This is a genomic window from Limnoglobus roseus (assembly GCF_008254045.1).
In the GTDB taxonomy this organism is placed as follows: domain Bacteria; phylum Planctomycetota; class Planctomycetia; order Gemmatales; family Gemmataceae; genus Limnoglobus; species Limnoglobus roseus.
Genome location: NZ_CP042425.1, coordinates 5,168,531 through 5,190,412 on the forward strand (window position 1 = coordinate 5,168,531; position 21,882 = coordinate 5,190,412).

Genomic DNA, 21,882 nt, shown 5'->3' on the forward strand with positions numbered 1-21,882 from the left:
GCACCACGCGGTTCGTGAGGGGACTGTGGACAGGCGGCGGGGAATCATCAAAATCCCTTAGAGTTCCAGGCAGTTCCGCTGAATTTTGCCGCTTGAGCTTGCTGGAATCAGGGTTTAGGGGTCAAAATGCAAGTGTCTTTATCCGCGCCCTAATACTTTCGCCATTTATCAAATGGAAATCGGGTGGCGTATCCGAGACATTCGCATGTCCATCGGCGAATGGTTGCGCGACACGCCCGCGAGCGGGTGGACGCAAGAGCGACTCGCTGAGGAGGCGGGGGTGAGCGTCGAGACGGTGCGGGCCGTCGAGCAGCGCCGGGGCTACGACGTCGGCTTCCTGACGGCCGTTCATCTCTGCCACGCCATGCGATGCTCGGTCGCGTCCGTCGTCGACGAGGTTGGCCATCCGAACGACGTGTACCTCTACCAGCCGGGGGTAAATCACCGGGGGCCGCTCGGCGACTTGGTACGCGCGATGCGCACCCGAAAGAAGTGGTCACGGGCAAAGTTCGCGTCCGTATCCGGCATCCCGCAAACCACACTGACCTACCTCGAATCGGGCCGGGCGGTGGGATTGTCACTCGGGCGAGCCGTTGCGATCTCGCGGGCGTTCTTCAGGCCCATCAGCATGTTCGAATATTGTTCCGACGTGGAGCGGCCGAGGGGTAGCGTGTTTCTGACCGACTCACAAGATAATCGAATATGGCGGACCGTTTGAGTATCTCCTTCCGGTCAGATACTTCAGGACAACGGCACGCCACCGGCGGAAGGCGGGTTTGAGTGCCAATCGGCTGTCATCCGCGAGCCTACCGCCGAACGTCCGTACAACAAGAGTTCATCCGCGCGATCCCGAGGTTCGATGTCGCCGGCTTCTCAAATCAACGGGACTCGCACCATGACCGACCTGGCCGCAGCTAAAGCTAACTTCCTTTCCCGCGTTGAGAGCATGGAGTCCGGGGAGTCGGCGCGTTTTGCCCCGCTGCTCGACGCCCTCATCGCTTGGAGCGAACAAAACGGCCTCGCGTACACCCGCCACGTCGGGCAAGGCGGCGTCCTGAAGTTCGCCCTGCCCGGCTCGAAGGCGGCGTTCTGGGCGGCCACACCGCGGAAGACCGACGGCGGGAAGCTGACGATCCTCGCCGACGCCAAGTTCCCCGAGGCCCTTCGCGTCATGGTCCGGGAGGAATTGCTTCTCATCAAGGGCCACCCCGTGGCCCGCCCCTCGTGGGAACCGTCGCTGCCCGAGAAGGGGGCGGAGGTCGCATTCATCAACCTCATCTGGGGGCCGCACCGCGACCGCGTCATGAACTTGATGGGTCAGTTGCTCACCGAATTGAGGCGGCCCGAGGCGGCGGTGGCGGTGTAAGCGGTCCCGAACCCGATGGCGATCCGCGGCTCGGCTTCGAGATCGGTACAAAGATCCCGCCCGTCCCTCAGCTCGGAGCCCCCCATGCGCACACGTTTCTTGCTGATCCTCGCCGGCGTTGTCGTTGGCGTTGCCGCCGCCCTGTTCCTCACTGGCCCGTCTCTGCCCTCGGCCGCCGCCGAGAACCCCGCCCCGCTACCGATCGGCCGGTATCAGATATCGGCGTACCCGGCCGCGGGCGGTGGGCCGACCGGGGCGTTCGTCGTGGACACGGCGACCGGCGAGGTGTTCTCGCTGACCGTCATGGACAACCCGAAGTCGCTCGGCAAGGTAACGAAGTAGCCGCGTCGCCGAGATGTCAATGAACGAACCCCGGCCACATGATGGCCGGGGGTGATGTCGTGGCAGTTGTCAGCACACGCCCGGTTTCAGTCCGGCCCGCCGGCACGCGAGCCACGCGGCGGTGATCGCCGCGTTTACACGATGCCATGCGGCGGTTTCACTCAACCCGAGTCGCTCGCCGACCTCCGAAAGCGTCAGGCCGGCGGTGAAACGCAACCGAAGCACGCGCCGGTGCCGCGCAGGTACCGTTGCAATTGCAGTCCGAATGCGATCAGCCAAGTCCTCGCGATCCACGTCTCGCTCTGGGCCACGATGGTCGAGAATGCCCTCCGGATTGGAGAGATGGCCCGAGACGTGGGCGGCATGATACTCCCGGCTCCGCCGACGCGCGCTCAGGACGCTCTTAACCTTGAATCCGGCCCACGTTCCTGGTCGGCCCTTTTCTGGGTCATAGCCGCGGGCCGTTTCGAGGATGCGCACGGCGGAGATCTGACCCGCGTCGTCGGCGTCGTGTTGGCATGGCACTGCTTCACGACAGAGTTTCAGGAGAAGCGGGAAGACGGACAGCGCGACGGCGTTCCGCTCGGCGGTGGGAAGGAGTGGTGGCTTCTTCCGAGAGGTCGGGCAGGTAGTCGTTGGCAAGGTGGGTTTCTCCGGTGTTGGGTGTGAAGAAGGAAAGAGTCAGCCGCGGCATTCGGTCTTGTCGAACCACGTGCCGGAGCCGAAGTCGCTCGAAATCATCAGGCGAAACGCCCGGAGGTTGAACGCCGTAGAACACAGCGCGTCGACGACCTCGTTCACGTAAAGTTGCACGTCCGGCTCGGTGATGGCGAACCCGCTCATCAGGCCGAAGACAACGTCCTCGTGATCCGGGCGGGACGTAAACGCCATCAAGTCATGGCGGAGTTTGTCCGCCTGCCGGAGCAGGTCGACGAACTCCAACTCGGCCGGGGTCGTCGGGCCGGCCGGGCGAATCGCTTTCTTCAGTGCTGCTCTCATGTTGGGTCTCCTTGTCGTGGGTGGGTGTGCTACTTCGCGCCGGTGAGGAAGGGGCGGGGGGCGGCCTTGACCTGGGCCGGGGTTGCCGCCGCGCGTTCCGGGTACGCCACGGCGACGGCCGGGGTGCTGTACTCGCACGCGGCGGTTGTGAGCCGGATGGGCCGGGCCGGGCTCACGGGGGTCGGGGTAACCCAGAGGTCGAGGAAGCTGGCCGCCGGCCGAACCACGGCCGGCAGTTCCGCGACCCGCGCCCAGACGGCCGCCTTCATCCCCGGTTGCCGGTCGTCGAGGGCGGCGAGCCACACGCACAGGGGGCAGGCGCACAGCCGGCCGTGGTAGTGGAGCATGTCCATCGCCACCTCGGCGGCCATCTCCAGCAGGCGGATGAGTTGGCGGAACTGGCGCATCTCCCGGGACGGGTCCGCCGCCCGCTCGGTGGCGACGACGAACGCCCCGACCTCGACCGGGCAGTCGTAAGCTTCCGCCGCGGACTCCGCGTCCCGAAGCGAAACGCCGACCCACTTATCGGCCCCGGCCCGCGACCCGGGGAGGCGGACGTGAAATCGCTTCTGGTCAGGCCAGCAGTGCCCGTTGTCGGCGGCGACGAAGTGCGGCCAGTGCGGCTCGGCCTTGAGGGCCGGCGCCGGCATGGCCGGACGGTCGTACTCGTCGCGGGTGAACGGGGTCGACGTACACATCGGGAACTCTCCGTGGATGGATGACGGCCTGCGCGCGGGTAGGTGCGCGCAGACTCCCCGGCCCGGCGGCGAAACCGGGTGTACGCTGGTCCGGGGATAGCAAGTGCCAAGGAACTCCGCGGCGGGTGTCGTCCTGATCCGCCGCGGGGCAGCCTCACGCCGTCCCGGGCTCGCGGTGTTGGATCGACCCCCGGCGGTTCTGCCGGACCGCGCGGGGGGAGAGGCGTCCCTGCCTCGCTGGTGTCTGCTTCCCGCCGCCCATCATCGGCGGCCGGCCGTCGGGCGCAAGGTCGGTTGCGGGTACGCCGTCGAATTGATCGGACGGGATGAGGAGGTGGGCCACGGGCTTCCCCGCCCGGTCAAGCGCGTTCAGCACAGCGACGAGGTCGAGCGCGAAGGCGGCCTCGGCGCTCGCGGGCGGGGTGGCGTTCGCTTTCATGTCGGTGACTCCGTTCGTCGTGATGCGCACCCTCCCCCTTGCGGGAGAGGGAAGGATGTGGGGTCAGGCCGCGTGCGCCGGGGCAGCGTCGAGGACGCCGTCGGCGAGTAACTCCTTGGTGCAATCGCAGTGCTTGCACGTTTTCTTGAAGCAGTACCCAGGGCAGGAACACTTCGCCGGCCGCCCGGCCCGGTCGAGCGTCACGCCGTAGACCTCGCCGTCCGTGAGCTTCAGGAAGAGGACTTGCCCCTCCTCCAGGGCGACGCCGTAGCTGATCGTGTCGCGCTTGCTCTGAACGATCGTCAGCGTGCCGAGGCTCGGGCTGGTTGCGTCCGCGGATGGGAGGAAGGCCCACCGGCGGCCGGCCTTGTGGGTCAGGGTGGGAGCCAGTTGACCGCACGTGGGAAGGGGCATGGCATGTTCCTCGGCGCGCACCCTCGACGCGGACGACGGAACGAATCCTCTCGCCTGAACCCCGGTTCACATGGCGTTGGTGGTGCTGCGGTGGTAGAATACTCCCGCGGGAGTACTTTGTCTACTCCTCTGGGAGTAGTTTTCCAAAGATTCTCCCAACTTTTTTCCCAGTGGTCCCTATGCCCTTTCCGCATCTGAAGTTGAAGCAGCGTCGCGAAGAACTTGGTTTGACAAGGAAGCAGTTGGGCGAGAAGTGCGGTGTGCCGGAGCGCCACATCGAAGCAATGGAGCAGGGCCGCAAGGTGAACCCCACGCACGACACCCTAGAGGCGCTCTGCAAGGGGCTGGAAGTGGACTGCACTTTCTTCTTCACCGAAGACGCTGAACAGCCGCCTCCGATCGTTGGCCGGCCACCGAAGGCGAAGGAAGATGGCAAGCCTGCGAAGGGCAAGAAGAAGTGACCCCGCCCACCTTCGCCGAGAAGTTGACCGAACTCCGCGCCGCGTCCGGCCTGACGCAACAGGAACTCGCCGACAAGACCGGCGTGCCGTTGGCGACGATCCGCCGGTTCGAGGCCGGGAAGAACAAGCGGTCCCCATCGTGGGGTCTGGTCGTGCGCCTGGCGGCGGGTGTCGGGGTGCCGTGCCGGGTGTTCTCGGCGTGCTGGGAGGCCGGCGAAGGGGGGTGAGGAGTCGATACAACAATCTTTCCCAATTCGCCCGTGAAAGAGACAGCCATGGCTAAGAAGCCGACGAAACCCGCCCCCAAGACCCCCGCGGCCCCGCCGACGACGCTCGCCAAGGTCAAGAAGGCCGTGACGGGGTCGGCCGAGAAGGTCGCCGAGATCGCCACCGACGTGGCCCACGCGGCCGAGAAGCACGTCGTCACGCCGGTCGGTCAGGCCGTCGGACTGGTGAAGAAGCCGAAGGCCAAGCCGGCCCGGGCCAAGAAGAACAGCACCGCCCCGAAGGCGGCCGCCCCAATTCCGCCGCGGAGTACGTCGCCGTCGGGGAAGCTCATGTCGAAGAACCTCGCGCCGGTCCCGAAGGAGGCGACCGCGAAGGGCGCGACGAAGGTCAAGGGCAAGCCCAAGGAGTAACATTTACCCGCCAAGTCAACCTCGCCGCCGAAGAAGTGAGCCCCCATGAAGGCGATCACGACCCCCGTCCCGCCGGCCACGTTCGACGAGGTGGCCTCGCGACTCGATGTACTCCTCACGGTTACGGAAGACCTCCTGACCGTGATTGAACACATGGACCGCCGGCACCCGTGGGAAACGACCGACGACGACATTAGCGGTCCCCCAGCCCCGAAGAAATGACCGCATCGCCACCGGACCCACAACCTTCTCGGCGAAACCATGAGCGATTCCAAGAAGAGCAGTGAGTGGGCACTTTTCGAGGCCCGCCAACGAAAGCAGTACCGTGAAGACAACCCGCGGTCTTGGGCGTGGCTAAAGGTTGTCGGCGTGGTCGTCGTTGGGATCGCGATCGGCGGCTTAGCCTATTACTTGTTCGGCCGGCCTCCGAGGTAGCGATTCGGAACTCGGTCCTCGGGATCGCGGTGAACAGCCCGATGCAGTAAGCCCCGCCATGCCCGTCATCGTCGCCGTTGTGTTCTTGCTGGCCGGCGTGCTGTTCTGGGTCTTCTTCCGCCGACTGAGGGACGATCGCGGGGAGGGCGGGCGATGACGGAAGCGGAGTGGCTGGCGGGGACCGATTCGACGCTCCTGCTGGCGTTCTTGGAGGGGAAGGCGAGCAGCCGGAAATTTCGACTCTTCGCCGTGGCCTGTTGCCGACGCCTCCTCCCCCTCGCTCCCACGAAGCGGAACCAAGAGGATGTCGAGTCCGCGGAGCGGTTCGCCGACGGAACTATTCCCGAGAGCCAGTTGAACGCCGTTTTCTATCAGAGGATCGAGCGGGCCTCGCCCATCCACACGACGTGTGCCATGTTGCCGGATGCGTTCCATGCGGCGATCATTTCCGCGAATCAGACCTCGCGGTCCATCAGTCTGCAAAAGCCGCCGAAGGGAAGGCGCGACGCCCGTATCGGGGAAGGTACGACTCAAACGACCTTTCTCCGCGACATCTTCGGCAACCCCTTCCGTCCCGTCAACTTCTCCCCCGCCTGGCTCACCCCCACTGTCGTCAGCCTCGCGGAAGGCATCTACGAGGACCGTGCGTTCGACCGCCTGCCAATCCTCGCGGACGCCTTGCAGGACGCCGGGTGCGAGGACGCGGACGTGTTGGGACACTGCCGGGGCGACGGGGTTCACGTGCGAGGGTGTTGGGTCGTCGACGGCGTGCTCGGGAAGGTGTGACCGACCCGGTCTGACATCTGAGGCCGGCTGAACGAAACTTCCGGCCGAGGCTCACGAGGGGCTACGAAATCGATCGCCGTTCCCTGCCAACTTGGCACCCCTCGGCAAGCCGCTTTTCTCTCCATTTTCCTTATTTCTAAGTCGTATTTCGACTTCCGCCCGACTACCGCCGCGGGCACGCTCCTTGCATTTTCCGGGCGGGCGGCGGGGATTCCCGTCGGGCACGGACCGCCGCCCGTTGTCCCCGCGGTGCCCGACCACGCTCGAAGGAGGTTAATCATGCTGTCCCTTCTCGCCAACGACTCCCCGTTCGCCCCGGCCAACCGCCTCAGCCCCGTACTCGACCGACTCTTCGAGGGGATCACCGCCCCCGGGTGGCCGACCCGCGGGCCGGCCCTGTGGGAATCCCCAGACGCCGTGTACTTCCAGATGGACGTCCCGGGGGCGACGGCGGGGGACCTGGACATCTCCGTCCACGGCGACGAACTGATCGTCTGCGGCGAGCGGAAGGTCCGCGGCCGTGAGGGCGACGAGCGATCGTTCGGCCGGTTCGAGACCCGGGCGGCCCTGCCGTGCGGGGTGGACGCGGACCGGGTGGAGGCGACGCTCGCGAACGGCGTCCTGTCCATCACGTGCCCGAAGTCCGAGGCCGCCAAGCCGCGGAAGATCGCCCTCAAGTCGGCGTAACCGCCGGGCCGCGGGGAAGGCGTTGGTTCGGCTGTCCCCCGCGGGAACTCACTGCGCATTGGTCTACCGGGCCGGCGGGTGCCGGCCCGGTTTGTTTTCGACCTTGCTCGTGAGAGAATCAGTGGAACGCGCCGCCACTCTCGGTTGGATACCCGCCCGGGCGGCGGTGGAGCCGATTACTCCCTCCGCAACGAAAAAGGCCCAGTAGCATATTAAGTTGAACTTGACCCCCGGAGCGAAGTTCATGTCAGACACCCCACTCGACATCGAGTCGGATCAAAAAAACGCGAATGAACTGACCGCGCGGATAGCTCTGTTGCTGAACCACATAGAGGGCCTGATGAAGACGAACAAACACTATCTCGACTCGATTAACACCCTAATCGAGAAGGTCGATCGGCTTGAAACCGAGGTGAAGAGGCTGGCTGGAAATTGACCCCTCGCTCGGCCCGTCAGCGGATGCAACTCAAGCCCGCATCGCGATCGAATGGGCCGAGGGGAGGCAGGCACACAACTTGCTGACTTCCCGACGGGAACTGCATTCGCCTAACCTCGCCGAACCTCGCCCGGCCCGCTCATGACTGCTATCCATCGCATCGACCCGGAGATCTGGGTGGAGACGCCCCAGGGCGGCGGCCTCGCGTACTTCCTCATCGACTACGGCCCGTCGATCAACACGATCTGGGTCGTCCGCCTGGACGCGACCGGCGACGTGATCCACGTCGAGTCGTCCGAGGTCCGCATCCTCGGCAACCCGATGTGGCACATCCCCCACCCGCTCCCGTTCGACCCGCCGGAGCCCCCGTCGCCGAACGGTTCAGCGCACCCGAATCGGATCAAGGTCCACGAGGAATGAGTGTTCGCCGGTGACGTGACGCCGACAGGCCGGGACAGGCTGACCGCGGGCCCACTCAGCAACGCGCCACCCAATCCCTTGACTTGCGACCGCCGGCCGGGTCCAATGTCGTGCCGGAGGTATCATTCGCCGGCACGGAATAATACTCAGTTCGGCAGCGGAGGCGCACGGATGCGGGAAGCCGAGTTCCAGCGGACGCAGTACGGCGTCACACGCACCTATCGGATGCGGCGCCTCGATGACCCGCCGGAACGGACCGAGGCCGTTAACTTCTTCGAGACCGTCGGTGAGATCCCCTGGCTGCACTCGGCGATCAACCTGCCGGAATTCCTGCACGGGCTCCCGATTGAGGAAGCCAACGAGTACCTGAGCCACCACCCAATTCGAGAGGAGTACTCCTGCCTGGTGTTGTGGGAGGGGGAACTGATCCACGACGACGACCTGCGGTGCATCGAGCACCTGCCCGAGTTGGAGATCGTGCGGCTACACTCGGACAACATCACCGACGCCGGTGTCAGCCATCTGCGGTACCTGCGGCAAGTCGATGTCTTCGAGCTGTACTCGTCGCGGGTCACCGACGTTTGCCTCGACGTGATCCGGCAACTGCGCACGATTCGGTTGCTGGACCTCCAGGGGTGTCGGCAACTCAGCAGAGGTCGCTGCGAGGAGGTAGCCAGGGAGTTGGGCGTGCAAGAGTCCTGGCTGCCGGAAACGCACGCCGAACCCGTCGCTGCACCGGACCCGGCCTTGTCCTGACTTGTTGCTCTCTCTGTAAGGTGTCAGGATGACCGACGAAGACGCCTTCCAAACTGCTCTCGATGCGAACCCGGCGGACCACAGCACGCGGCTGTCGTTTGCCCAATTTTTGGACGAACGGAGCGACCCGCGCGGGCCTGGTTATCGGGCGATGGGCCGACTGACCTTGTACGCGGCCCCGTCCTCGGAAAGCCCTCTATCGCGGTTCCGGGAGCAATTTGAGCGAGTCTTCGGAACGGATGATCCCCGTCGGATCCCCGGATGGGCGAGGCGGTGGTGGGTTCGCTACATGGTGGCCGATGATGCCTGTCATGACGCATCCGCCATCGGGCGGGCGAGGGCGGAAAATCTGATGGCAATGGCGTTCATGGACCTCGACTCGGGCGATCGAGACGCGATCCTTTCCGCCGTTCCACCGCCCGTTTGACCCGTTGCTCGATCAGAAACGTGTAGGCGATGGTTCGGCGGAGGGCGTCCATGTGGTTGAGGTCGACGGAGTCTTTGGGTGTGAGTTCTGCCGCGACCCGGCAAATCCTCTGATTGACGGGCTGGCTTCAGGGCCAGTGGCAACCTACCTGCTTCAGTGCCCAGCATGCGGGCAGTATTGGGGCGGTTGTGGTGTCGAGCCGCACTACCGCCCGCCACTCACCCCGGCCGAGGCGGCAGCGTTTTTCCCCGAGGCGTTCAGTCCGCCGTCGCCCGGCACTGAACCCACCACGACGCCAGACACTGCCGCCCGTTGACCGGTGGCTCGGCCAGTCCGGTGCGGGGAACCATGTCATCGTTCGCGAGGAGGGGCGGCGGAATAGCCTCCGCGGATCACTCGAAGCCGGGTTGCCTCGCCCGGGCCGCTTCCCGTACCCGTTCCGCTTCCTGCCGGGCCTGGGCTTCTCGTTGGGCCACGAGCGCGGGCGGGACCTCATCGGGATCCGGCAACCGCCGCTCCGTGCATCCGACGACGAGGGCCAGGAGTAGGACGATCGTGCGCCTCATTGGCGGGCCTCGAAAGGGCGAGGGTTCGCCGATGACGCCGGCTCACCCACAACTCCGCGGCCCGCTCGCCCCAGGACTTTTTAAACCGTGGCGCGGGCTGCGGTGGTTAGAAGCAGACGTCGCCACACCAGAGGCTCGGATTGCCCCAGGCACTCGCCGCTTGCCACGACTGCGGCCAGGGGTTAATCGGCCGAATCCCCGTCGCCGGGACCGCCGAAAGGCGGCAATGTATCCTACCGCCAGCAAGGTCGTTCTCGAATCAGAATGGGGAAACTCCTGACACCGAGGCCCTTCGGCGAGGGTATACCCGCCCGCGTCCTCTCGGGAAATCAGGCCCGAGAGTGATGGGGGCGGGTCCGAGGGCATGGACCCGCCCCTCCCCTTGCGCGGACAGCCCCTCGACAAGCCATGACCGATCCGAAAGCCGCTCGTGCGTTGGCCGCGAGGCTGGTTGCCGTTGGGGACTTCACGCGGCTCCAGATTGTCGCAGAGATCGCCGCGCATGGCCCGGTGACGGTCGGCGTCGTGGCCGAACGGTTGGGCGTCCCCATGGTGAACATGTCACAGCACTTGAAAATGCTGCGCCAGGCCGGCATCCTGGCTGACCAGAAGCTCGGCCGCCACGTCGAGTACCGCTTCGCCCCGGGCGTCTTCATCCCGCCCGCGACGGCCGACGAACTCGGCACGCTGCACTTCGGCGCGTGGCGGATCAGCATCGGGCGAAAGAAGGGGAAGTGAGTGGGTGGGCAGGCCGTCCCTGGCCGTGAGGCGGTCCGTCGCTGCCCGTGATCATCTTCGGGTAGCGGGTGGGGCGGGTGAAGGGGATGGCGAATTGCTTTGCCCCTCCGTAGAGCACGGGGTACAAACGAGTAAGGGTGCAGGTCGAAAGGGTCGACGTGCACCCTCGAAAGAATGCTGGGAACGGGTATGCCGGCCTTGATCGAAGGTTTCAGGGAGTGAGAATTCTCCCACCGCTCAATGGGACACATGATGACTCGGTCCATCATTTCCGTTCAAAACGGCAGCGGAAACAAAATCACGCTGACGAAGATTCGCAAGACAACCGGGGATGGCGACGCGGTTAGGGACCACGACCGGTACCTCGACGAGTACGGGCAAGAGGTGCCGTTTGACGGATCGCGATTCTGGATTAAAGGGGACACGTACGTGATCGTCCCTGGCCCGGCGTGATCAACCCACCCCACCAGTTACGATCACCTCCACAGCCCGGCCCTCACCGAGTGGACTTTCACTGGCGGGTCGCGGGGTGGCGTGCAGCGAGGGTTGGCCACTGACGCCGGCCGACCCCCGAGTTCGCGGCCCACGCTCCCCTCACAGACACGCGCACCTCACAGATTGGAGAGGTGGGGAACGGGCTGCGGCGGTTGGCGGAGGTATCTTGATTCCGCGGGCACTCGCCGCTGGCCACGACTGCGGCACGGGGCCGAACCCCGTCGCCGGGACCGCCGGAAGGCGGCGGGTGAAGTATACGGGATGTCGAGAGATTCGGGCCGTCCACTTACAAAGTGGCTCGTTCGGGGTAGACCATACCGATGCGAACGATTCACCGCCTGACGTGCCTCATCTTTCACCGAGCCGATTGGCACACGCAACGGACCAACGAGTGGGGGCCGTGCGGCGAGATGTTCCACGTCCACCGCGCCTGTCGGAGGTGCGGCCGGCAGTGGGGGCGGTTCCGCCCGGCCGGTGTCGCGCCGGCGTGAGGAAGGGACCGACCCCCTCGCGGTCGACCTGGTGAGGGTGCAGCCGGCCGGGTCATCATCGGCGGGCGGGGGGGGGCAAGAAGTCCCTTGCCGCCGACTCACTTGACCCGTCCGGCGGTCACGGGGAGTATTTCGCCCGCCGCGGTCACTTCGAATTCGTCGGCCAACTTGTCGTAAGCGGCGAGGGTGCCGTAGTTTGTTTGCAAGACGTACCCTGTGGGAACGCCTGCCGCGTAGCGGTATCGACAGGTCAGTGTGAACCGGCGGCCGGCCCCGTCCTGAACCAGCACCTGCTCACCGTCTGCGAACGGGAAATCTGGGGCGGCCATCGTTCCTACTCGCTTTAGTCGAAGGCGGTGTTTAAAGTGAACCGGACCCGCGTCCGGCTTGGCGGCCGGGTCATCTTCGGCGGGCGGGGGCGGCGGGTCAAGGGGGAAGGCTAGCCCGTGGGGTGGCCGCGGCCACCCCACGCTCGGCTCTCCGGCCGATCGGATTGACGGCGTCGGCCGCCGGTGGTACGACTCTGCCACCCTAACGGAGACGCCCATGGCCCAGCCCCACGTCGATCGCAGAGAAGGCTTTCTCGTCCTGTCCGGTATCGGCACCCAACGATTCCAGTCGCAGTCCTGCGCGACGATGGAAGACGCTGAGGCCACCGCCCGGAAATGGGCGGTGGCGAACTCGGACGTGGCGGTCATAGTGCCCGCGGTTCTGTTCATGGGGGCGAAGCCGAGGGGCAACAAGGGGTAGTTGCCCCGCCTCCACGTCGTAGAAAAGCAACCGGGCCCACGGCCTGCGTGGCGGCGGGCGGTGTCGAGATGTTCCAACCGAACGGAAGCGATGATGCCGACCCCGGGCCTACCAGTCAAGAAGGCTCACACGCCGACCCCGGGCGACCCGCCGCCCAAGAAAAGGCGTGCCGTGATCGTCGACGCCGTTGGAACGGCGAGAACGGTCCACGGCGGCGAGGGCCAGCCCTTCGATCTCGACGCGGCGTTCAGCGCGGGTGCGGCCCTCGTGTTTGGCCCGCACCCCATCGGGACGGCGGGGAGTTTGTTCCTCATCGTCCAAGAAGCGTAGACTCTCGCTCAACTTCACGGTCGTGACCAGTTCGCTGTCCGCGCCAACGCCCCCGCCGTTGGTCTCCCTCACCTCTCCCCCGGCACCCACCCCAGCATCGCGACGACCTCGCAGATCCGCTTCCGGGTCGGCTTCGGTTGACTTCTACCGTCATTGACGCCATTCCGCCCCCGCGGGATGATGCGCCGCACTTCCGGGGAGGGCGGGCCGATGCGCGACCGAGACGACGGCAGCGGCGAGTGGGACGCGAGGCGGAAGCCGGCCAACGCGGCGATCGTCGCCGCGGTGTGCATCGCGGTGAGCCTGCCTGCCGGGTTCGCGGGCGGGTTCCTGATCGGCCGCACGGCGGCGACACCCGCCCCGGTTCCACCACCGGCCCCGATGGTCGCGCCGGTGGCCGCGAACCCCGCCCCGAATGCGCCGCCCCGCGTCGCGCCGAACGCCGACCTCGGCCCCGAGCGGAAGGCGCTTCGCATGACGTTCGCGGCGTTCAAGGAAAGTGTCTTCGGGCGGACGCGGGAGCAGGTCGAGAAGAAGTACGGCCCGCCGGCGCGGTCGATCGACGATCTGTCGGGCGCGTGGGACGGGCCGGTGTCGGTCTACGAGGGCGACTTCACGGCCCCGGGCGGGAACAAGGTCAAGGACGTGCGGCTCTACTACAAGGACGGCGTCGTCGCCGTCGTCGGTTAGGCGTTCCCGTCACCCCGGCCGCCCGTTGTTTGCTGGTCGCTGGCCGAACTGCTGCTGGAGGGCCTGTTGCTGCTGTTGCAGGAGCAGGGCGTCTTGCGCCTTCTTGATGGCCTCCAACAGCATCGTTTGCTTCTCGGCCTCGGTCATTCCACCTTCCTTCGTCACCGCGTCCTGGATCCGGTTGTACGCGCCGATCGCGTCTTCGCGGCCCGGGTTCACGGGCGTCGGCAGGCGGTGACCGCCGGGGTCGTCGGGCTTCTCCTTCTTCCCACGCTTTGCGGCATTCTGGAGGGCATCGTCGATGATGCCGTTCACGACGCCCTGGAAGTCCGGCGGGCGGAGGTTGACGATGGCGGCCATCGCCTCGCGGACGATCTCGGCCACCCCGCGGGCGACGACCCCGAGGCCGTCGATCCGGTCGGCCAAGTCCTGAATGAACCCGATGACTTCCGGGTCGGTCGCGATGTCGGTGATGGCTTGGGCCAACTCCTCCAGGAAGGGCACGACCACCGCTTCCGCGAGTTCCAACAGCGCCTGCCGGACGGGGGCGAGCGCGACCCACACCTTCTCAAATGCCGCGAAGACCTTTCCGAGCGCGTTCCGGATCGGCTCGGAGACGGCCACAAGAGTAGCGAACGCCACGCCGGCCGCCGTCGCCGCGGCGGCCAAGGCCCCCAGGATAATCGTCACGGGTCCACCGGCCCCGGCCACCCCGATCAGGGCCGGGGCGAGGCCGGCCACCGCCTTCATCGCGCCGCCCAGCAAACCCACGACCGGGCCGATGACGGGCTTGGCGAGCGCCCCGGCCGCGGCCACCCCGCCGACGGCGAGGCCGGCGTGCATGAGTTGGTCCTGCTGCCGGATGGTGAGCTTCGACAGCCACAGGTTCAACGCCTGCATCCGCCGTGTGAGGGCCTGGACGACGGGCAGAAAAATCCCCGCCAACTCGCGGGAGAGCATGGTGAACTGGGCGGCCAGCATGTTCCCTTCGACGGTGTTCCTCAGCCCGGCCCGGACCATGCCAAGGATGCCGCCGGTGGCCACCGTCGCCGCGGCCGTCAGCGCGTGGAGCGGGGCGGCGCTGATCCCGCGGTTCGACCCGTCGCCCGGCCGGCCGGCCCCCATCGCGCGGCTCGCGTTCGCCGTGACGCCGGTGATGGTGACGGGCAGGTTCTTGACCGCGTTGCCCCACCCGGCCGGGCCGCCCTTGTTGCCCGCCACGAATCCCGACGCTGTCGCCATCGCGCGGCCGGGCATCGTGTCCTGGGGCGACGGCAGTTTAGTCGAGCGGATCAATCCCCCGAGCGGCCCCGGAGTGCCCCATCCCGACGGCGCTGCCGACCGTACCGGCGACTGCGCCGGTACGGTCGGCAGCGAGGGCAGGTTGACCGGCGGCGCGAACTGGAACCCGCGGTCGGCGAGCGCCTTCTTGACCCGCTCGACTTCCTTCCCGAACTCCTTGAGGTCGTACATCGCCTTGTCGTAGTTCTTCAATTCGAAATCCACGGCCGCCCGCGGGCGGCGGGCGTCGGGTTGACCTTGCGGGCGGTTCGGCGGCGGCGGGAACATGGCGGATCATCCGTTGCGTGAAGGAAGGGGACGTTATTCGGCCGATAGGTCCGCGGGTTCCGCTTCCACCGGCGCGACAAGGGAGGTACCGCCGGTTAGGAAGTCCACAAGGTTGTCCTCCGTTAACACCTCCTTCAGCCACTCGCGCGTCACGAGCGGCTTGTTCCCGACGGCCGTGAGGAACACGAACTCGCGCATCCCCTCGGCCGTCATCGTCCAGGCGTGAATTTCGGCGTCCGTCGGCTCCCTCTTTCCGCCCGCCGCCGCGTCGAGCGCCTCCCGGAACAAGGCCGATCGATCCTCCGCGCTGAGCGGCTCGCCGGCCGCCCGGGCCTGGGCGACGGCACGGAGGGCCAACTCGGCCGGGTCGCGCATCTTGGCCTGGATCTTCGTCACCGCGGCCTTGCGGAATTTCCACGCATCGGCGGGTGGAATCGGGGTGAGGATCAAGTCCCGGCCGCCGAGGGTGACGAGGGCGGGGCCGGCGGAACCGGGCAGGGGGATCGACATGGGGGGCATCCTTAGCGGGTGGGGAGTGAAATCGTGGGCAGGGTCGGGAAGGTGATGACCGGCCGGGTGAGCCGGGACACGTCCACCGGCGGGCGGATCAGGTGGCCGATGTCGGCCACGCCAGTCATCCGCGTCAGGAACTGCGACACGATCGCGTCGCGAATCCGGAGCAGGTCAGTGACAGGTTGCTGGTCGGGGGTCGTCATCGGGTGGGTTCCTGGTCAGCGGTTGTGCTCCCCGACTGTGGCCGCCTCCGGGGAACGCGGTGCGCGGTCACGCACGCCCCCGCAGTTCTCCGCATCGCGTCCTTCCCCGCCCGGCCGCCACAGTCGGGGCATGGGATCGACGACCACGGCCGAACCGGCGTACCTGTCCCGCGTCCAGACCGCCCGCCGGCTGAACGTGTCCCTGCGGCTCGTCGACGCCATGCTCGCGGACGGCCGCCTGCCCGCCGTCCGCGTCGGCGGGTGCGTCCGCGTCCCGCTCGACGCCCTCACCCCCGACGCCCTACCCCCGTACCAACCACCGGAGCCGACATGCCCCCCGCCGCAGAAGTGACCCCGCCCGCCGACCCGCTGGCCGCCGTCGCCGCCGTCCAAGCCGCCGTCGAGGCGTTCGCGGTCGTCCGCGACCACGACTTCGACCGCGGCCTGTCGGACGTCCTCGCCGCCCTCCGACTCCGCTACCCGGACGTCGACGACGCCCTCGGCCTGCTCGTCCGGTTCGAGGCCGATCAAGACCTCTTGGCCCGACGCCTCACGGAGGGCCTGCGGTACTCGCTCCAGGCCGTCTCGGACGGCATCCGCAACGCGCTCGCCCGCCGGGAGGAACTGCTCGCCCAGTACCCGGAGCACGCGGCCCGGTACGCCCCGGCCGGGTTCGTCTCGACCCGCGGCCTCCACGTCGAGCACCTCGTTAGCGTCCGGCAGGCCGGCTCGCCCCTGACGGCCGATTACGCGGTCGTCCCGGCCCGGTGGGAGGACGGGGACGTGGCGCGGGACCAACTGCCCGGCCTGCTGCCTCCGGAGGTGCTGTTCCGGAAGAGGTACTACGTCCTGGGGCGGATGGCCGCGGCGTGCGTCAACGGCCGCGTCCGCCCGTTCATTTCGATCGACGCGATCAAGCGGCACACGGCGGCGCTCGTCGCCAACCAGGCGGCCGTGCAGCGCGAGGACGAGGAGCGGCTGCGGGCCGAGGAGGAAGAGGACCGGCAGCGGGAGGAACAGCGGCGGCTCAGCCGGCCGATCACGGTCGGGGAGATGGAAGCCCTGCGGCGGGAACTCGCGGGGGCGAAAGCGTGAGCATCGCATCGCGGTTGGCGAAGTTGGAAGCGGACCTGGGCGACGGGGCGGACGCCACGCCCCTGCACCTGCCCCCGCAGTGCGTCGACCCGTTCGTCGTGTCCCGGATGGCGGAGCGGGCGTTCCGGGAGCCGGTCACGACCGACGACGAGTTGCGGGACATGGCCCGCGGGGACGCCAACGCCGTCGACCTGGCCGTCGAGTGGGCCGTGGACGAGGCCCGCGACACGGCCGCGTCCTGGGCCGCGGGAGGTCGAGCGTGAGCATCGAGACGCGACTCCAAAGGCTTGAGGGCGAAGCCGCCGCAAGAGCAAAGGTCTGGCCGACGTACTACTGCCCGCCGCAAAAGCCGGTGGACGACGGGGCCGACCGCGTCCCGCACGCCTGCGACGGCGAACCGCCTGCCGTACCCACCGAGCCCGTGACGCACAATGGCACAAAATGACGCAGCTACCGCCCACCCCCGACGGACCACCGCCGGACGACGACAAGCCGTCCCGGCGGGTGTTCGAACCCCGACTGATCGCCGAGTTACTATCGTGCGGGACGGTCACGGACGCGGCGGCGAAGGCCGGCATCAGCCGCCGGACCGCCCAGCGGTGGATGCGCCAGCCGGGGTTTCAGGCCCGGTACCGGCAAGCCCGCGAGGACGCTGTGAGTGCCGCCGTGGGCCTGCTGCACAACAGCACCAGTTCCGCCGTCCAGGAACTCGCGAAGATCCTCGCCAACGACGTGACCCCGCCGGCCGTGAAGGTGCAAGCCGCGAACGCCGTCCTCGGGTGGGCCGCGAAGTTCGGCGAGCTGCTCGACGTGCGAGCCCGCCTAGCCGCGCTGGAGCGGAAGGCGAAGCAGAAAAAGTCTTAACCCCTGGAGGATGCCCGATGAGTACCGTGATGATCCCGGCGAACGCGAGCGCCGTCCCCGGCCTCGACTACACGCCGAGCCGGACGGAGGCCGAGCGGATGGCGTCCATGCCCCACTGCCGGATGACCGTGTACAAGGCGATCGTCGGCGACCGCGTCACCGGCCGCCAGGACGGCGACGGGCGGTGCCCGCACTGCGGCGGCGTCCACGCCGTCATCGACGTGTTCGACTCCGAGGCGCAGGTCACGAAGGCCCTCGCCGGCGGGCAGCGGAACGCCCTGCTGTTCGTCCGCGACGGGGACGGCGGCGAGCCGTTCGCGCTGGTCAACGGCGACCCCGGGGCGACGATCAAGTCCCTCCTCGGGTACGACCCGAACGAGGGGTTCGGCGTGCCCGCGAACCAGCCGCCCGGGTTCGTGACGAAGGCGATCGGCAACCACGACCCCCGCATGATCACGAAGGGCTGACCCGTGAGCATCGAATCGCGCTTGGCGAAACTGGAACAGGACGAGGCCGCGGCCGGCGACACCGGCCCGCTGGTCGTCCGCTACGGCTGCACGCCGGACACCGACCCGAAGCCGGCCGTCCCGCGGACGGGCGACACCCGCTTCTGCCTCGCGGCGGGCGACTCGCTCCCGGCGTGGGCGAAGGGCCGGCCGACCATCTTCCTCCCGGCCGAGACGGGGCCGCACGACTGGCCCGGCGATTCGTGAGCCACGCCCCGGTCGGATCGGGTTGGTACGTCGGTGTGGGGCCGGCGACCGACCGGGGCGTTCTTCTTGCGTTCCTCTGCACGTTCTGCGTTCCTTCCCCCATCCCCGTTACGATTGAGCCATCGCCCGTCTCGACCCCCGCGAGGCCCCCGATGCCCGTCGCCCGCTCCGGTTCACGCGCGTTCGCCCTCGACGTGTCCCACGTCCCCGCGTCCCTCGACGACGTCCAACAGCTGCGCACCTACGACCCGAACCACTACGGCATCCGGGAGGCCGTTCGCCTGCGCCACGTGTACGCGACGACGGTGGGCCGGTTCGGCCGGGTCTCGTACCGCGTCCGCCTGCCGGAGTCATCTCCCGGCGGCCCCGCCGCGTCCGTCGACCTGGCCGGCCGGTTCCACACCGCGTCGGCCGCGGGCAAGGCGGCCGTCCGGTTCCTCAAGTGGCGGTACGGCGACGCCTGGACTCCCGCGGCGCGACCGCTCGCACTCCCGGATGTGGACGCCTTCGACGACGAAGTGCGCGACGGCCGACCGCCGGTGTGGGTCGGGCGGATCTGGGTCGCCGGCACGCCGGAGTTGGTGTTCGCCGACCGGCGGCGGGAGATGGGGTTCGCGTCGCGCGACGGGGCGAAAGCCGCGGCGGTGCGCATCGTGCAAGAGCAACTCGGGGCGGACTGGCGGTTGTACCTGGGCCGGTACCGGCGGCCGTGGGCCGACCCGATGCCGGCGGGGCGGTTGCGCATCCCGGACGTGGTGTGTGCGGGGGAGGAAGTCGGGGCGATGGCAGGTTCTTGAAGCAGGAGAGCGCGAATACCCTAAGTCGGGTGGAGGGTATTCCCGGAAGTGAAGGCGATTACACGAGTTCCGCGATTAAAGTCCGCCCGGTAGACTCTAGATCCAGTAGAGATACCAGGATGGTGAAAGGGTGTCGTTATTGGCTACACCCTTGACGGAAAGTGCTAGTCTCAAAGGCTTTGGCCGAGCATTTTACTGACGTCAGTAAAGTTCCGCCGCGGGTGCTTGAAGCAAGTGATCTCGTTCATTCCGTCCGTCCATCCGGTGGGGCGAGCATCTCCAACGGTTGGAGATGCTCTGGGTTGAAACGGTTTCAACCTGAACGCGTCGCGGACATTTTATGGGAACGCATAAAATGCCCGGTCACCATCTCGGCTCACGTCGCTGACGAACAAAGGGTGTATCTACTGGATACACCCTTGGCGGAAGTGCTGATTCGTCTTCGATTACCGATGGCATTTTGCTTTCACCAGCAACGTTCAGAGCGTTGCCGATCGCGGATCGACCCCCGCGAAATCACTCACGAAAGCGAGTGCAGCCATCGAGAGCCGGTCGTCTCACTTGAGCCTCGGAATCCCGCCGTCGAAGCCGTCGCGGTTCATGCCGGTGTTGTTCCGCGGCTTGGCGAGTTCCACCGTGAGCACGCTGCCGTCCAACTCGGAGCCGCTCAACCCTTCGATCGCCTGTTGCGCGCCGTCGGACATCTCGACGTACGCGAACCCGCGCGACCGCTTTGTCCCCCGGTCCACGACCACGCGGGCCCGGCTGACGGCCCCGTACCGGGTGAAGGTTTCAAAGAGTGTTTCATCCGTGGTCGTGAGGGCCACGTTGCTAACGTACAATTTCGTGTCCATGTTCCGCGGCCTCGTTCGAAAGTGGGATCCAGTCGGGCAAGTCCATCTCAGGCTGAACGCCTGGTTACACCGCACTCAACTCGACGATGTGGACGGCAAGGCCGCTCGAACCGATCCAGACGCGAAAGCTCTTGCCGTCCGCGACGGCGTCGCACCCACCGGCCGGGCAACCCCGGAGGAGGGCCGCCAACTTTTTGCTCAAGGTCGCGACAGGGCGGGACGCCTCACTCCACCGCAACGTGTGAACGGCTTGGCCCGTGTGGTGTTCGATCGCCGCCCGGATGTTCCGACCGAGGGCGAGTTTGACTTGGCGGACGGAACGGACGTTCGTGGCTGTGGCAATCTCGTCGGCCGCCCGCTGCTTCAGGGAGTCCAGGCGGGCTTGGGCGTCTTGCTTGATCCGGAAGGCAACGAGCCGGGAACACTCGTGGGACTGGGACTCGGTATCGATGTCGCTTTGGAGGGCGTAGTACGGGAAGGTCTTAGACGGGTCGCCCGGCAGCCCGAAAGAGCCGCCCGTAAAGTTGCCAATGAAGATGATTTTGTTCATACCGCCCCTGTTGAGCGCCGCGCTTCTCCGCGCGAGTTGCCGACGCTCCCTGTTGTTCTAGCCGCTTTCGCCCCGACCCGGCCCGGAATCCCACGACAAGGCCGCGCTCCGGGCACAAGGGCAGTGCCGAGACGACGCAACGGGACCGCGACATCACGGCGACGCGCAGTACGTCCGGTGTTATTGAGTTACCGAGTGGGGTTGGGAGCGATTTCGGCGAGAATGGATCGATTCGTTGTGGGGGCACAGGGGAGGCAATAGTTTACCGGACCGAGGGCGGCGAGTTGGGGTACGTTGGCCAACGCCCACGCCTCCAACTCGGCCACGCTATCCGCCGTGACCTTGGCGTACCGGTTGCCCGTTCGGGGATTGACGCTCCCCATTGCTGACCGGTCGGGGAGGCCGCACGTCGCCCGGTGGATGCGAAAGTAGCCGGGTCGACGCCGGCTCCACACATTCGCATGGAATCCGCTGGGGTGTGCCGCCAGCCAGTTTTCATATCCCGCGTCGTCGCTGACCCAATGCCGAATCGCCATTGCGCACCCCGCGACGTGATTTTCATGTCATTCTACCCCTTCCGCGGCGGCCCGCAAGGATGCGTCACGGCGAAGGGTTGGAACATCGCCACGGTGGAACGTCCCCTGCGAGGCCGATTCGCCCGGTGTCGCGGGGACGGCCGGGGTTCCAAGATGTGCGTGCTTTTGGTCGATCGTGGTAGCTTCTTGAGAGGCGAAGGCACGGCGTTGTGGGAGATGGGATGTGATCTCCTGCAACGCATATGCCCGCCGCGGCGGGACTGCTCGACTTGGCGAGCGTTCGTCCGCTCCTTGTGAGCATCGTAGGTGGGGTCAGTTGGTATTTGCTTTGCCATGCCACGACAAATGACCGACGAGGGGTCGGGGGCCTCAGTCGCAACAAACTCGACACCGCGGGTAGCGAGTGTTCGGCGGACTCGGCCGCCGATCGCATCCTGGCGGGAGTTGGTCGACTCGCCGCTGGTGTCTTTCCACGGGTGGGACACGGCCGATTACCGAACCCCTCGCCAGCCGGGGCCGACTTTACCCTCGGCCCACCCGTCACGCAACCTGCGAAGTCGCGATAGTTCACTTTGCGAAAGACACTCAGTGCGAAACGCAGGGTGTTCCCGCCCGCTTCGCGCCTCTCCTCGTCGCGCTCGTCTTGGCCCTGCTCGCCGGTTGCCACCATCAGGGTTCCGGGCCGGGCGGGAGTTGGCCCCTGTGACGGGAGGGTGGGAGGGTTGAGGGCCGATTCATGGAAAGCGCCCTACACGCCACTTTTGGGGAAACGTCCGATTCCGTTCTTCGAACCCTCCCAACCTCCCATGAACGAACGTGAGAGG

Annotated in this window: 39 protein-coding genes; 27 read left to right on the forward strand and 12 right to left on the reverse strand. The window is 67.0% G+C overall.

Features of this window, described 5'->3' with window-relative positions; translation table 11 throughout:
• Positions 1-205: 205 nt before the first annotated feature.
• The 3 genes from PX52LOC_RS21560 (at position 206) to PX52LOC_RS21570 (ending at position 1,708) form a co-directional block, all read left to right on the forward strand.
• On the forward strand, positions 206-718 hold the full coding sequence (locus tag PX52LOC_RS21560; protein WP_149112032.1) for a helix-turn-helix domain-containing protein: 513 nt from the start codon (positions 206-208) through the stop codon (positions 716-718).
• Between the two features lie 177 nt (positions 719-895).
• Complete coding sequence (locus PX52LOC_RS21565) at positions 896-1,366, forward strand: hypothetical protein (RefSeq protein ID WP_149112033.1); 471 nt, start codon at positions 896-898, stop codon at positions 1,364-1,366.
• Between the two features lie 84 nt (positions 1,367-1,450).
• On the forward strand, positions 1,451-1,708 hold the full coding sequence (locus PX52LOC_RS21570; protein ID WP_149112034.1) for a hypothetical protein: 258 nt from the start codon (positions 1,451-1,453) through the stop codon (positions 1,706-1,708).
• Between the two features lie 69 nt (positions 1,709-1,777).
• Here the strand turns inward: PX52LOC_RS21570 and PX52LOC_RS21575 are convergent, their stop codons facing one another.
• The 5 genes from PX52LOC_RS21575 to PX52LOC_RS21595 all read right to left on the reverse strand — a co-directional run bounded on the left by PX52LOC_RS21575 (position 1,778) and on the right by PX52LOC_RS21595 (position 4,258).
• A complete protein-coding gene (locus PX52LOC_RS21575; protein WP_149112035.1) occupies positions 1,778-2,350 on the reverse strand; it encodes a sigma-70 family RNA polymerase sigma factor in 573 nt (190 codons plus the stop codon).
• A 39-nt stretch (positions 2,351-2,389) separates the two neighbouring features.
• On the reverse strand, positions 2,390-2,707 hold the full coding sequence (locus PX52LOC_RS21580) for a hypothetical protein (RefSeq protein WP_149112036.1): 318 nt from the start codon (positions 2,705-2,707) through the stop codon (positions 2,390-2,392).
• Positions 2,708-2,736: 29 nt separating this feature from the next.
• Positions 2,737-3,405, reverse strand: coding sequence for a hypothetical protein (locus tag PX52LOC_RS21585; protein ID WP_149112037.1), 669 nt, complete (start codon positions 3,403-3,405; stop codon positions 2,737-2,739).
• 154 nt (positions 3,406-3,559) lie between these two features.
• The gene (locus PX52LOC_RS21590) at positions 3,560-3,844 is read right to left on the reverse strand and encodes a hypothetical protein (protein WP_149112038.1); all 285 of its coding nucleotides are present in this window, start codon (positions 3,842-3,844) and stop codon (positions 3,560-3,562) included.
• A 63-nt stretch (positions 3,845-3,907) separates the two neighbouring features.
• Positions 3,908-4,258: a hypothetical protein gene (locus tag PX52LOC_RS21595; protein ID WP_149112039.1), complete on the reverse strand. Its 351-nt coding sequence runs from the start codon at positions 4,256-4,258 to the stop codon at positions 3,908-3,910.
• A 179-nt stretch (positions 4,259-4,437) separates the two neighbouring features.
• On the opposite strand from PX52LOC_RS21595, the gene PX52LOC_RS40755 reads away from it, so the two are divergent.
• The 10 genes from PX52LOC_RS40755 (at position 4,438) to PX52LOC_RS43990 (ending at position 9,304) form a co-directional block, all read left to right on the forward strand.
• Positions 4,438-4,719 carry a helix-turn-helix domain-containing protein gene (locus PX52LOC_RS40755; RefSeq protein WP_168219130.1) on the forward strand — a complete coding sequence of 94 codons (282 nt, stop codon included), beginning with the start codon at positions 4,438-4,440 and terminating at the stop codon, positions 4,717-4,719.
• Positions 4,716-4,946, forward strand: a complete 231-nt coding sequence (locus tag PX52LOC_RS21605; RefSeq protein WP_149112041.1) for a helix-turn-helix domain-containing protein — start codon at positions 4,716-4,718, stop codon at positions 4,944-4,946. Before PX52LOC_RS40755 ends, PX52LOC_RS21605 begins: the two co-directional genes overlap by 4 nt.
• A gap of 48 nt (positions 4,947-4,994) precedes the next feature.
• A complete protein-coding gene (locus PX52LOC_RS21610; RefSeq protein WP_149112042.1) occupies positions 4,995-5,357 on the forward strand; it encodes a hypothetical protein in 363 nt (120 codons plus the stop codon).
• Between the two features lie 45 nt (positions 5,358-5,402).
• Positions 5,403-5,579 carry a hypothetical protein gene (locus PX52LOC_RS40760; protein WP_168219131.1) on the forward strand — a complete coding sequence of 59 codons (177 nt, stop codon included), beginning with the start codon at positions 5,403-5,405 and terminating at the stop codon, positions 5,577-5,579.
• A gap of 366 nt (positions 5,580-5,945) precedes the next feature.
• Complete coding sequence (locus PX52LOC_RS42715; protein WP_246173434.1) at positions 5,946-6,578, forward strand: hypothetical protein; 633 nt, start codon at positions 5,946-5,948, stop codon at positions 6,576-6,578.
• A 279-nt stretch (positions 6,579-6,857) separates the two neighbouring features.
• On the forward strand, positions 6,858-7,265 hold the full coding sequence (locus tag PX52LOC_RS21620) for an Hsp20/alpha crystallin family protein (RefSeq protein ID WP_149110642.1): 408 nt from the start codon (positions 6,858-6,860) through the stop codon (positions 7,263-7,265).
• Positions 7,266-7,509: 244 nt separating this feature from the next.
• On the forward strand, positions 7,510-7,701 hold the full coding sequence (locus PX52LOC_RS21625) for a hypothetical protein (RefSeq protein WP_149110643.1): 192 nt from the start codon (positions 7,510-7,512) through the stop codon (positions 7,699-7,701).
• A gap of 141 nt (positions 7,702-7,842) precedes the next feature.
• Positions 7,843-8,121 (forward strand): hypothetical protein, encoded by a 279-nt coding sequence (locus PX52LOC_RS21630; protein ID WP_149112043.1) that lies wholly within the window; start codon positions 7,843-7,845, stop codon positions 8,119-8,121.
• 171 nt (positions 8,122-8,292) lie between these two features.
• Entirely contained in the window at positions 8,293-8,877 is a 585-nt protein-coding gene (locus PX52LOC_RS21635; protein ID WP_149112044.1) for a hypothetical protein, read from the forward strand.
• Positions 8,878-8,905: 28 nt separating this feature from the next.
• Positions 8,906-9,304, forward strand: a complete 399-nt coding sequence (locus PX52LOC_RS43990; protein WP_149112045.1) for a TIGR02996 domain-containing protein — start codon at positions 8,906-8,908, stop codon at positions 9,302-9,304.
• A gap of 392 nt (positions 9,305-9,696) precedes the next feature.
• Here PX52LOC_RS43990 and PX52LOC_RS40765 read toward each other — a convergent pair whose 3' ends face one another.
• Entirely contained in the window at positions 9,697-9,870 is a 174-nt protein-coding gene (locus PX52LOC_RS40765; RefSeq protein ID WP_168219132.1) for a hypothetical protein, read from the reverse strand.
• Between the two features lie 408 nt (positions 9,871-10,278).
• On the opposite strand from PX52LOC_RS40765, the gene PX52LOC_RS21645 reads away from it, so the two are divergent.
• The 3 genes from PX52LOC_RS21645 (at position 10,279) to PX52LOC_RS40770 (ending at position 11,594) form a co-directional block, all read left to right on the forward strand.
• On the forward strand, positions 10,279-10,608 hold the full coding sequence (locus PX52LOC_RS21645) for an ArsR/SmtB family transcription factor (RefSeq protein ID WP_149112046.1): 330 nt from the start codon (positions 10,279-10,281) through the stop codon (positions 10,606-10,608).
• A 249-nt stretch (positions 10,609-10,857) separates the two neighbouring features.
• Positions 10,858-11,061: a hypothetical protein gene (locus PX52LOC_RS21650; protein ID WP_149112047.1), complete on the forward strand. Its 204-nt coding sequence runs from the start codon at positions 10,858-10,860 to the stop codon at positions 11,059-11,061.
• Between the two features lie 362 nt (positions 11,062-11,423).
• Positions 11,424-11,594, forward strand: a complete 171-nt coding sequence (locus PX52LOC_RS40770) for a hypothetical protein (RefSeq protein WP_168219133.1) — start codon at positions 11,424-11,426, stop codon at positions 11,592-11,594.
• Positions 11,595-11,692: 98 nt separating this feature from the next.
• Here the strand turns inward: PX52LOC_RS40770 and PX52LOC_RS21655 are convergent, their stop codons facing one another.
• On the reverse strand, positions 11,693-11,923 hold the full coding sequence (locus PX52LOC_RS21655; RefSeq protein WP_149112048.1) for a hypothetical protein: 231 nt from the start codon (positions 11,921-11,923) through the stop codon (positions 11,693-11,695).
• Between the two features lie 217 nt (positions 11,924-12,140).
• Here PX52LOC_RS21655 and PX52LOC_RS21660 point away from each other — a divergent pair, with 217 nt between their 5' ends.
• The 3 genes from PX52LOC_RS21660 (at position 12,141) to PX52LOC_RS21670 (ending at position 13,364) form a co-directional block, all read left to right on the forward strand.
• A complete protein-coding gene (locus PX52LOC_RS21660; RefSeq protein ID WP_149112049.1) occupies positions 12,141-12,344 on the forward strand; it encodes a hypothetical protein in 204 nt (67 codons plus the stop codon).
• 90 nt (positions 12,345-12,434) lie between these two features.
• Positions 12,435-12,674 carry a hypothetical protein gene (locus PX52LOC_RS21665; protein ID WP_149112050.1) on the forward strand — a complete coding sequence of 80 codons (240 nt, stop codon included), beginning with the start codon at positions 12,435-12,437 and terminating at the stop codon, positions 12,672-12,674.
• 210 nt (positions 12,675-12,884) lie between these two features.
• Positions 12,885-13,364, forward strand: coding sequence for a hypothetical protein (locus PX52LOC_RS21670; RefSeq protein WP_149112051.1), 480 nt, complete (start codon positions 12,885-12,887; stop codon positions 13,362-13,364).
• A 9-nt stretch (positions 13,365-13,373) separates the two neighbouring features.
• Here the strand turns inward: PX52LOC_RS21670 and PX52LOC_RS21675 are convergent, their stop codons facing one another.
• From PX52LOC_RS21675 to PX52LOC_RS40775, 3 genes are read right to left on the reverse strand one after another with little or no spacing between them, the layout of a single operon-like run.
• The gene (locus PX52LOC_RS21675; RefSeq protein ID WP_149112052.1) at positions 13,374-14,933 is read right to left on the reverse strand and encodes a hypothetical protein; all 1,560 of its coding nucleotides are present in this window, start codon (positions 14,931-14,933) and stop codon (positions 13,374-13,376) included.
• A 33-nt stretch (positions 14,934-14,966) separates the two neighbouring features.
• The gene (locus PX52LOC_RS21680; RefSeq protein ID WP_149112053.1) at positions 14,967-15,443 is read right to left on the reverse strand and encodes a hypothetical protein; all 477 of its coding nucleotides are present in this window, start codon (positions 15,441-15,443) and stop codon (positions 14,967-14,969) included.
• 11 nt (positions 15,444-15,454) lie between these two features.
• A complete protein-coding gene (locus PX52LOC_RS40775) occupies positions 15,455-15,649 on the reverse strand; it encodes a hypothetical protein (RefSeq protein ID WP_168219134.1) in 195 nt (64 codons plus the stop codon).
• A 130-nt stretch (positions 15,650-15,779) separates the two neighbouring features.
• Between PX52LOC_RS40775 and PX52LOC_RS40780 the strand changes: the two genes are divergently transcribed.
• The 8 genes from PX52LOC_RS40780 (at position 15,780) to PX52LOC_RS21720 (ending at position 19,118) form a co-directional block, all read left to right on the forward strand.
• Positions 15,780-16,001 carry an excisionase family DNA-binding protein gene (locus PX52LOC_RS40780; protein ID WP_168219135.1) on the forward strand — a complete coding sequence of 74 codons (222 nt, stop codon included), beginning with the start codon at positions 15,780-15,782 and terminating at the stop codon, positions 15,999-16,001.
• On the forward strand, positions 15,980-16,744 hold the full coding sequence (locus PX52LOC_RS21690; protein ID WP_149112055.1) for a hypothetical protein: 765 nt from the start codon (positions 15,980-15,982) through the stop codon (positions 16,742-16,744). Before PX52LOC_RS40780 ends, PX52LOC_RS21690 begins: the two co-directional genes overlap by 22 nt.
• Entirely contained in the window at positions 16,741-17,007 is a 267-nt protein-coding gene (locus tag PX52LOC_RS21695) for a hypothetical protein (protein ID WP_149112056.1), read from the forward strand. The genes PX52LOC_RS21690 and PX52LOC_RS21695 overlap by 4 nt, the downstream gene beginning before the upstream one ends.
• On the forward strand, positions 17,004-17,189 hold the full coding sequence (locus PX52LOC_RS21700) for a hypothetical protein (RefSeq protein ID WP_149112057.1): 186 nt from the start codon (positions 17,004-17,006) through the stop codon (positions 17,187-17,189). Before PX52LOC_RS21695 ends, PX52LOC_RS21700 begins: the two co-directional genes overlap by 4 nt.
• Positions 17,186-17,608 carry a helix-turn-helix domain-containing protein gene (locus PX52LOC_RS21705; RefSeq protein ID WP_149112058.1) on the forward strand — a complete coding sequence of 141 codons (423 nt, stop codon included), beginning with the start codon at positions 17,186-17,188 and terminating at the stop codon, positions 17,606-17,608. Before PX52LOC_RS21700 ends, PX52LOC_RS21705 begins: the two co-directional genes overlap by 4 nt.
• A 17-nt stretch (positions 17,609-17,625) precedes the next feature.
• Positions 17,626-18,075 carry a hypothetical protein gene (locus PX52LOC_RS21710; protein ID WP_149112059.1) on the forward strand — a complete coding sequence of 150 codons (450 nt, stop codon included), beginning with the start codon at positions 17,626-17,628 and terminating at the stop codon, positions 18,073-18,075.
• A 3-nt stretch (positions 18,076-18,078) separates the two neighbouring features.
• A complete protein-coding gene (locus PX52LOC_RS21715; RefSeq protein WP_149112060.1) occupies positions 18,079-18,321 on the forward strand; it encodes a hypothetical protein in 243 nt (80 codons plus the stop codon).
• 152 nt (positions 18,322-18,473) lie between these two features.
• The gene (locus PX52LOC_RS21720) at positions 18,474-19,118 is read left to right on the forward strand and encodes a hypothetical protein (protein WP_149112061.1); all 645 of its coding nucleotides are present in this window, start codon (positions 18,474-18,476) and stop codon (positions 19,116-19,118) included.
• 557 nt (positions 19,119-19,675) lie between these two features.
• On the opposite strand, the gene PX52LOC_RS21725 is transcribed toward PX52LOC_RS21720, so the two are convergent.
• A complete protein-coding gene (locus tag PX52LOC_RS21725) occupies positions 19,676-19,972 on the reverse strand; it encodes an RNA recognition motif domain-containing protein (protein WP_149112062.1) in 297 nt (98 codons plus the stop codon).
• Positions 19,973-20,036: 64 nt separating this feature from the next.
• Positions 20,037-20,522: a hypothetical protein gene (locus PX52LOC_RS21730; RefSeq protein WP_149112063.1), complete on the reverse strand. Its 486-nt coding sequence runs from the start codon at positions 20,520-20,522 to the stop codon at positions 20,037-20,039.
• Positions 20,523-21,882 lie beyond the last annotated feature (1,360 nt).

Coding starts and splice junctions, on each gene's coding strand:
- PX52LOC_RS40775 (WP_168219134.1), bottom strand. CDS start 15,649: ATGACGACCCCCGACCAGCAACCTGTCACTGACCTGCTCCGGATTCGC.
- PX52LOC_RS40780 (WP_168219135.1), top strand. CDS start 15,780: ATGGGATCGACGACCACGGCCGAACCGGCGTACCTGTCCCGCGTCCAG.
- PX52LOC_RS21655 (WP_149112048.1), bottom strand. CDS start 11,923: ATGGCCGCCCCAGATTTCCCGTTCGCAGACGGTGAGCAGGTGCTGGTT.
- PX52LOC_RS21595 (WP_149112039.1), bottom strand. CDS start 4,258: ATGCCCCTTCCCACGTGCGGTCAACTGGCTCCCACCCTGACCCACAAG.
- PX52LOC_RS21710 (WP_149112059.1), top strand. CDS start 17,626: ATGAGTACCGTGATGATCCCGGCGAACGCGAGCGCCGTCCCCGGCCTC.
- PX52LOC_RS42715 (WP_246173434.1), top strand. CDS start 5,946: ATGACGGAAGCGGAGTGGCTGGCGGGGACCGATTCGACGCTCCTGCTG.
- PX52LOC_RS21625 (WP_149110643.1), top strand. CDS start 7,510: ATGTCAGACACCCCACTCGACATCGAGTCGGATCAAAAAAACGCGAAT.
- PX52LOC_RS21590 (WP_149112038.1), bottom strand. CDS start 3,844: ATGAAAGCGAACGCCACCCCGCCCGCGAGCGCCGAGGCCGCCTTCGCG.
- PX52LOC_RS21730 (WP_149112063.1), bottom strand. CDS start 20,522: ATGAACAAAATCATCTTCATTGGCAACTTTACGGGCGGCTCTTTCGGG.
- PX52LOC_RS40760 (WP_168219131.1), top strand. CDS start 5,403: ATGAAGGCGATCACGACCCCCGTCCCGCCGGCCACGTTCGACGAGGTG.
- PX52LOC_RS21650 (WP_149112047.1), top strand. CDS start 10,858: ATGATGACTCGGTCCATCATTTCCGTTCAAAACGGCAGCGGAAACAAA.
- PX52LOC_RS21690 (WP_149112055.1), top strand. CDS start 15,980: ATGCCCCCCGCCGCAGAAGTGACCCCGCCCGCCGACCCGCTGGCCGCC.
- PX52LOC_RS21580 (WP_149112036.1), bottom strand. CDS start 2,707: ATGAGAGCAGCACTGAAGAAAGCGATTCGCCCGGCCGGCCCGACGACC.
- PX52LOC_RS21665 (WP_149112050.1), top strand. CDS start 12,435: ATGATGCCGACCCCGGGCCTACCAGTCAAGAAGGCTCACACGCCGACC.
- PX52LOC_RS21560 (WP_149112032.1), top strand. CDS start 206: ATGTCCATCGGCGAATGGTTGCGCGACACGCCCGCGAGCGGGTGGACG.
- PX52LOC_RS21660 (WP_149112049.1), top strand. CDS start 12,141: ATGGCCCAGCCCCACGTCGATCGCAGAGAAGGCTTTCTCGTCCTGTCC.
- PX52LOC_RS21680 (WP_149112053.1), bottom strand. CDS start 15,443: ATGTCGATCCCCCTGCCCGGTTCCGCCGGCCCCGCCCTCGTCACCCTC.
- PX52LOC_RS21570 (WP_149112034.1), top strand. CDS start 1,451: ATGCGCACACGTTTCTTGCTGATCCTCGCCGGCGTTGTCGTTGGCGTT.
- PX52LOC_RS21645 (WP_149112046.1), top strand. CDS start 10,279: ATGACCGATCCGAAAGCCGCTCGTGCGTTGGCCGCGAGGCTGGTTGCC.
- PX52LOC_RS21635 (WP_149112044.1), top strand. CDS start 8,293: ATGCGGGAAGCCGAGTTCCAGCGGACGCAGTACGGCGTCACACGCACC.
- PX52LOC_RS40770 (WP_168219133.1), top strand. CDS start 11,424: ATGCGAACGATTCACCGCCTGACGTGCCTCATCTTTCACCGAGCCGAT.
- PX52LOC_RS21725 (WP_149112062.1), bottom strand. CDS start 19,972: ATGGACACGAAATTGTACGTTAGCAACGTGGCCCTCACGACCACGGAT.
- PX52LOC_RS21585 (WP_149112037.1), bottom strand. CDS start 3,405: ATGTGTACGTCGACCCCGTTCACCCGCGACGAGTACGACCGTCCGGCC.
- PX52LOC_RS21675 (WP_149112052.1), bottom strand. CDS start 14,933: ATGTTCCCGCCGCCGCCGAACCGCCCGCAAGGTCAACCCGACGCCCGC.
- PX52LOC_RS21610 (WP_149112042.1), top strand. CDS start 4,995: ATGGCTAAGAAGCCGACGAAACCCGCCCCCAAGACCCCCGCGGCCCCG.
- PX52LOC_RS21705 (WP_149112058.1), top strand. CDS start 17,186: ATGACGCAGCTACCGCCCACCCCCGACGGACCACCGCCGGACGACGAC.
- PX52LOC_RS40765 (WP_168219132.1), bottom strand. CDS start 9,870: ATGAGGCGCACGATCGTCCTACTCCTGGCCCTCGTCGTCGGATGCACG.
- PX52LOC_RS21565 (WP_149112033.1), top strand. CDS start 896: ATGACCGACCTGGCCGCAGCTAAAGCTAACTTCCTTTCCCGCGTTGAG.
- PX52LOC_RS43990 (WP_149112045.1), top strand. CDS start 8,906: ATGACCGACGAAGACGCCTTCCAAACTGCTCTCGATGCGAACCCGGCG.
- PX52LOC_RS21630 (WP_149112043.1), top strand. CDS start 7,843: ATGACTGCTATCCATCGCATCGACCCGGAGATCTGGGTGGAGACGCCC.
- PX52LOC_RS21670 (WP_149112051.1), top strand. CDS start 12,885: ATGCGCGACCGAGACGACGGCAGCGGCGAGTGGGACGCGAGGCGGAAG.
- PX52LOC_RS21720 (WP_149112061.1), top strand. CDS start 18,474: ATGCCCGTCGCCCGCTCCGGTTCACGCGCGTTCGCCCTCGACGTGTCC.
- PX52LOC_RS21620 (WP_149110642.1), top strand. CDS start 6,858: ATGCTGTCCCTTCTCGCCAACGACTCCCCGTTCGCCCCGGCCAACCGC.
- PX52LOC_RS40755 (WP_168219130.1), top strand. CDS start 4,438: ATGCCCTTTCCGCATCTGAAGTTGAAGCAGCGTCGCGAAGAACTTGGT.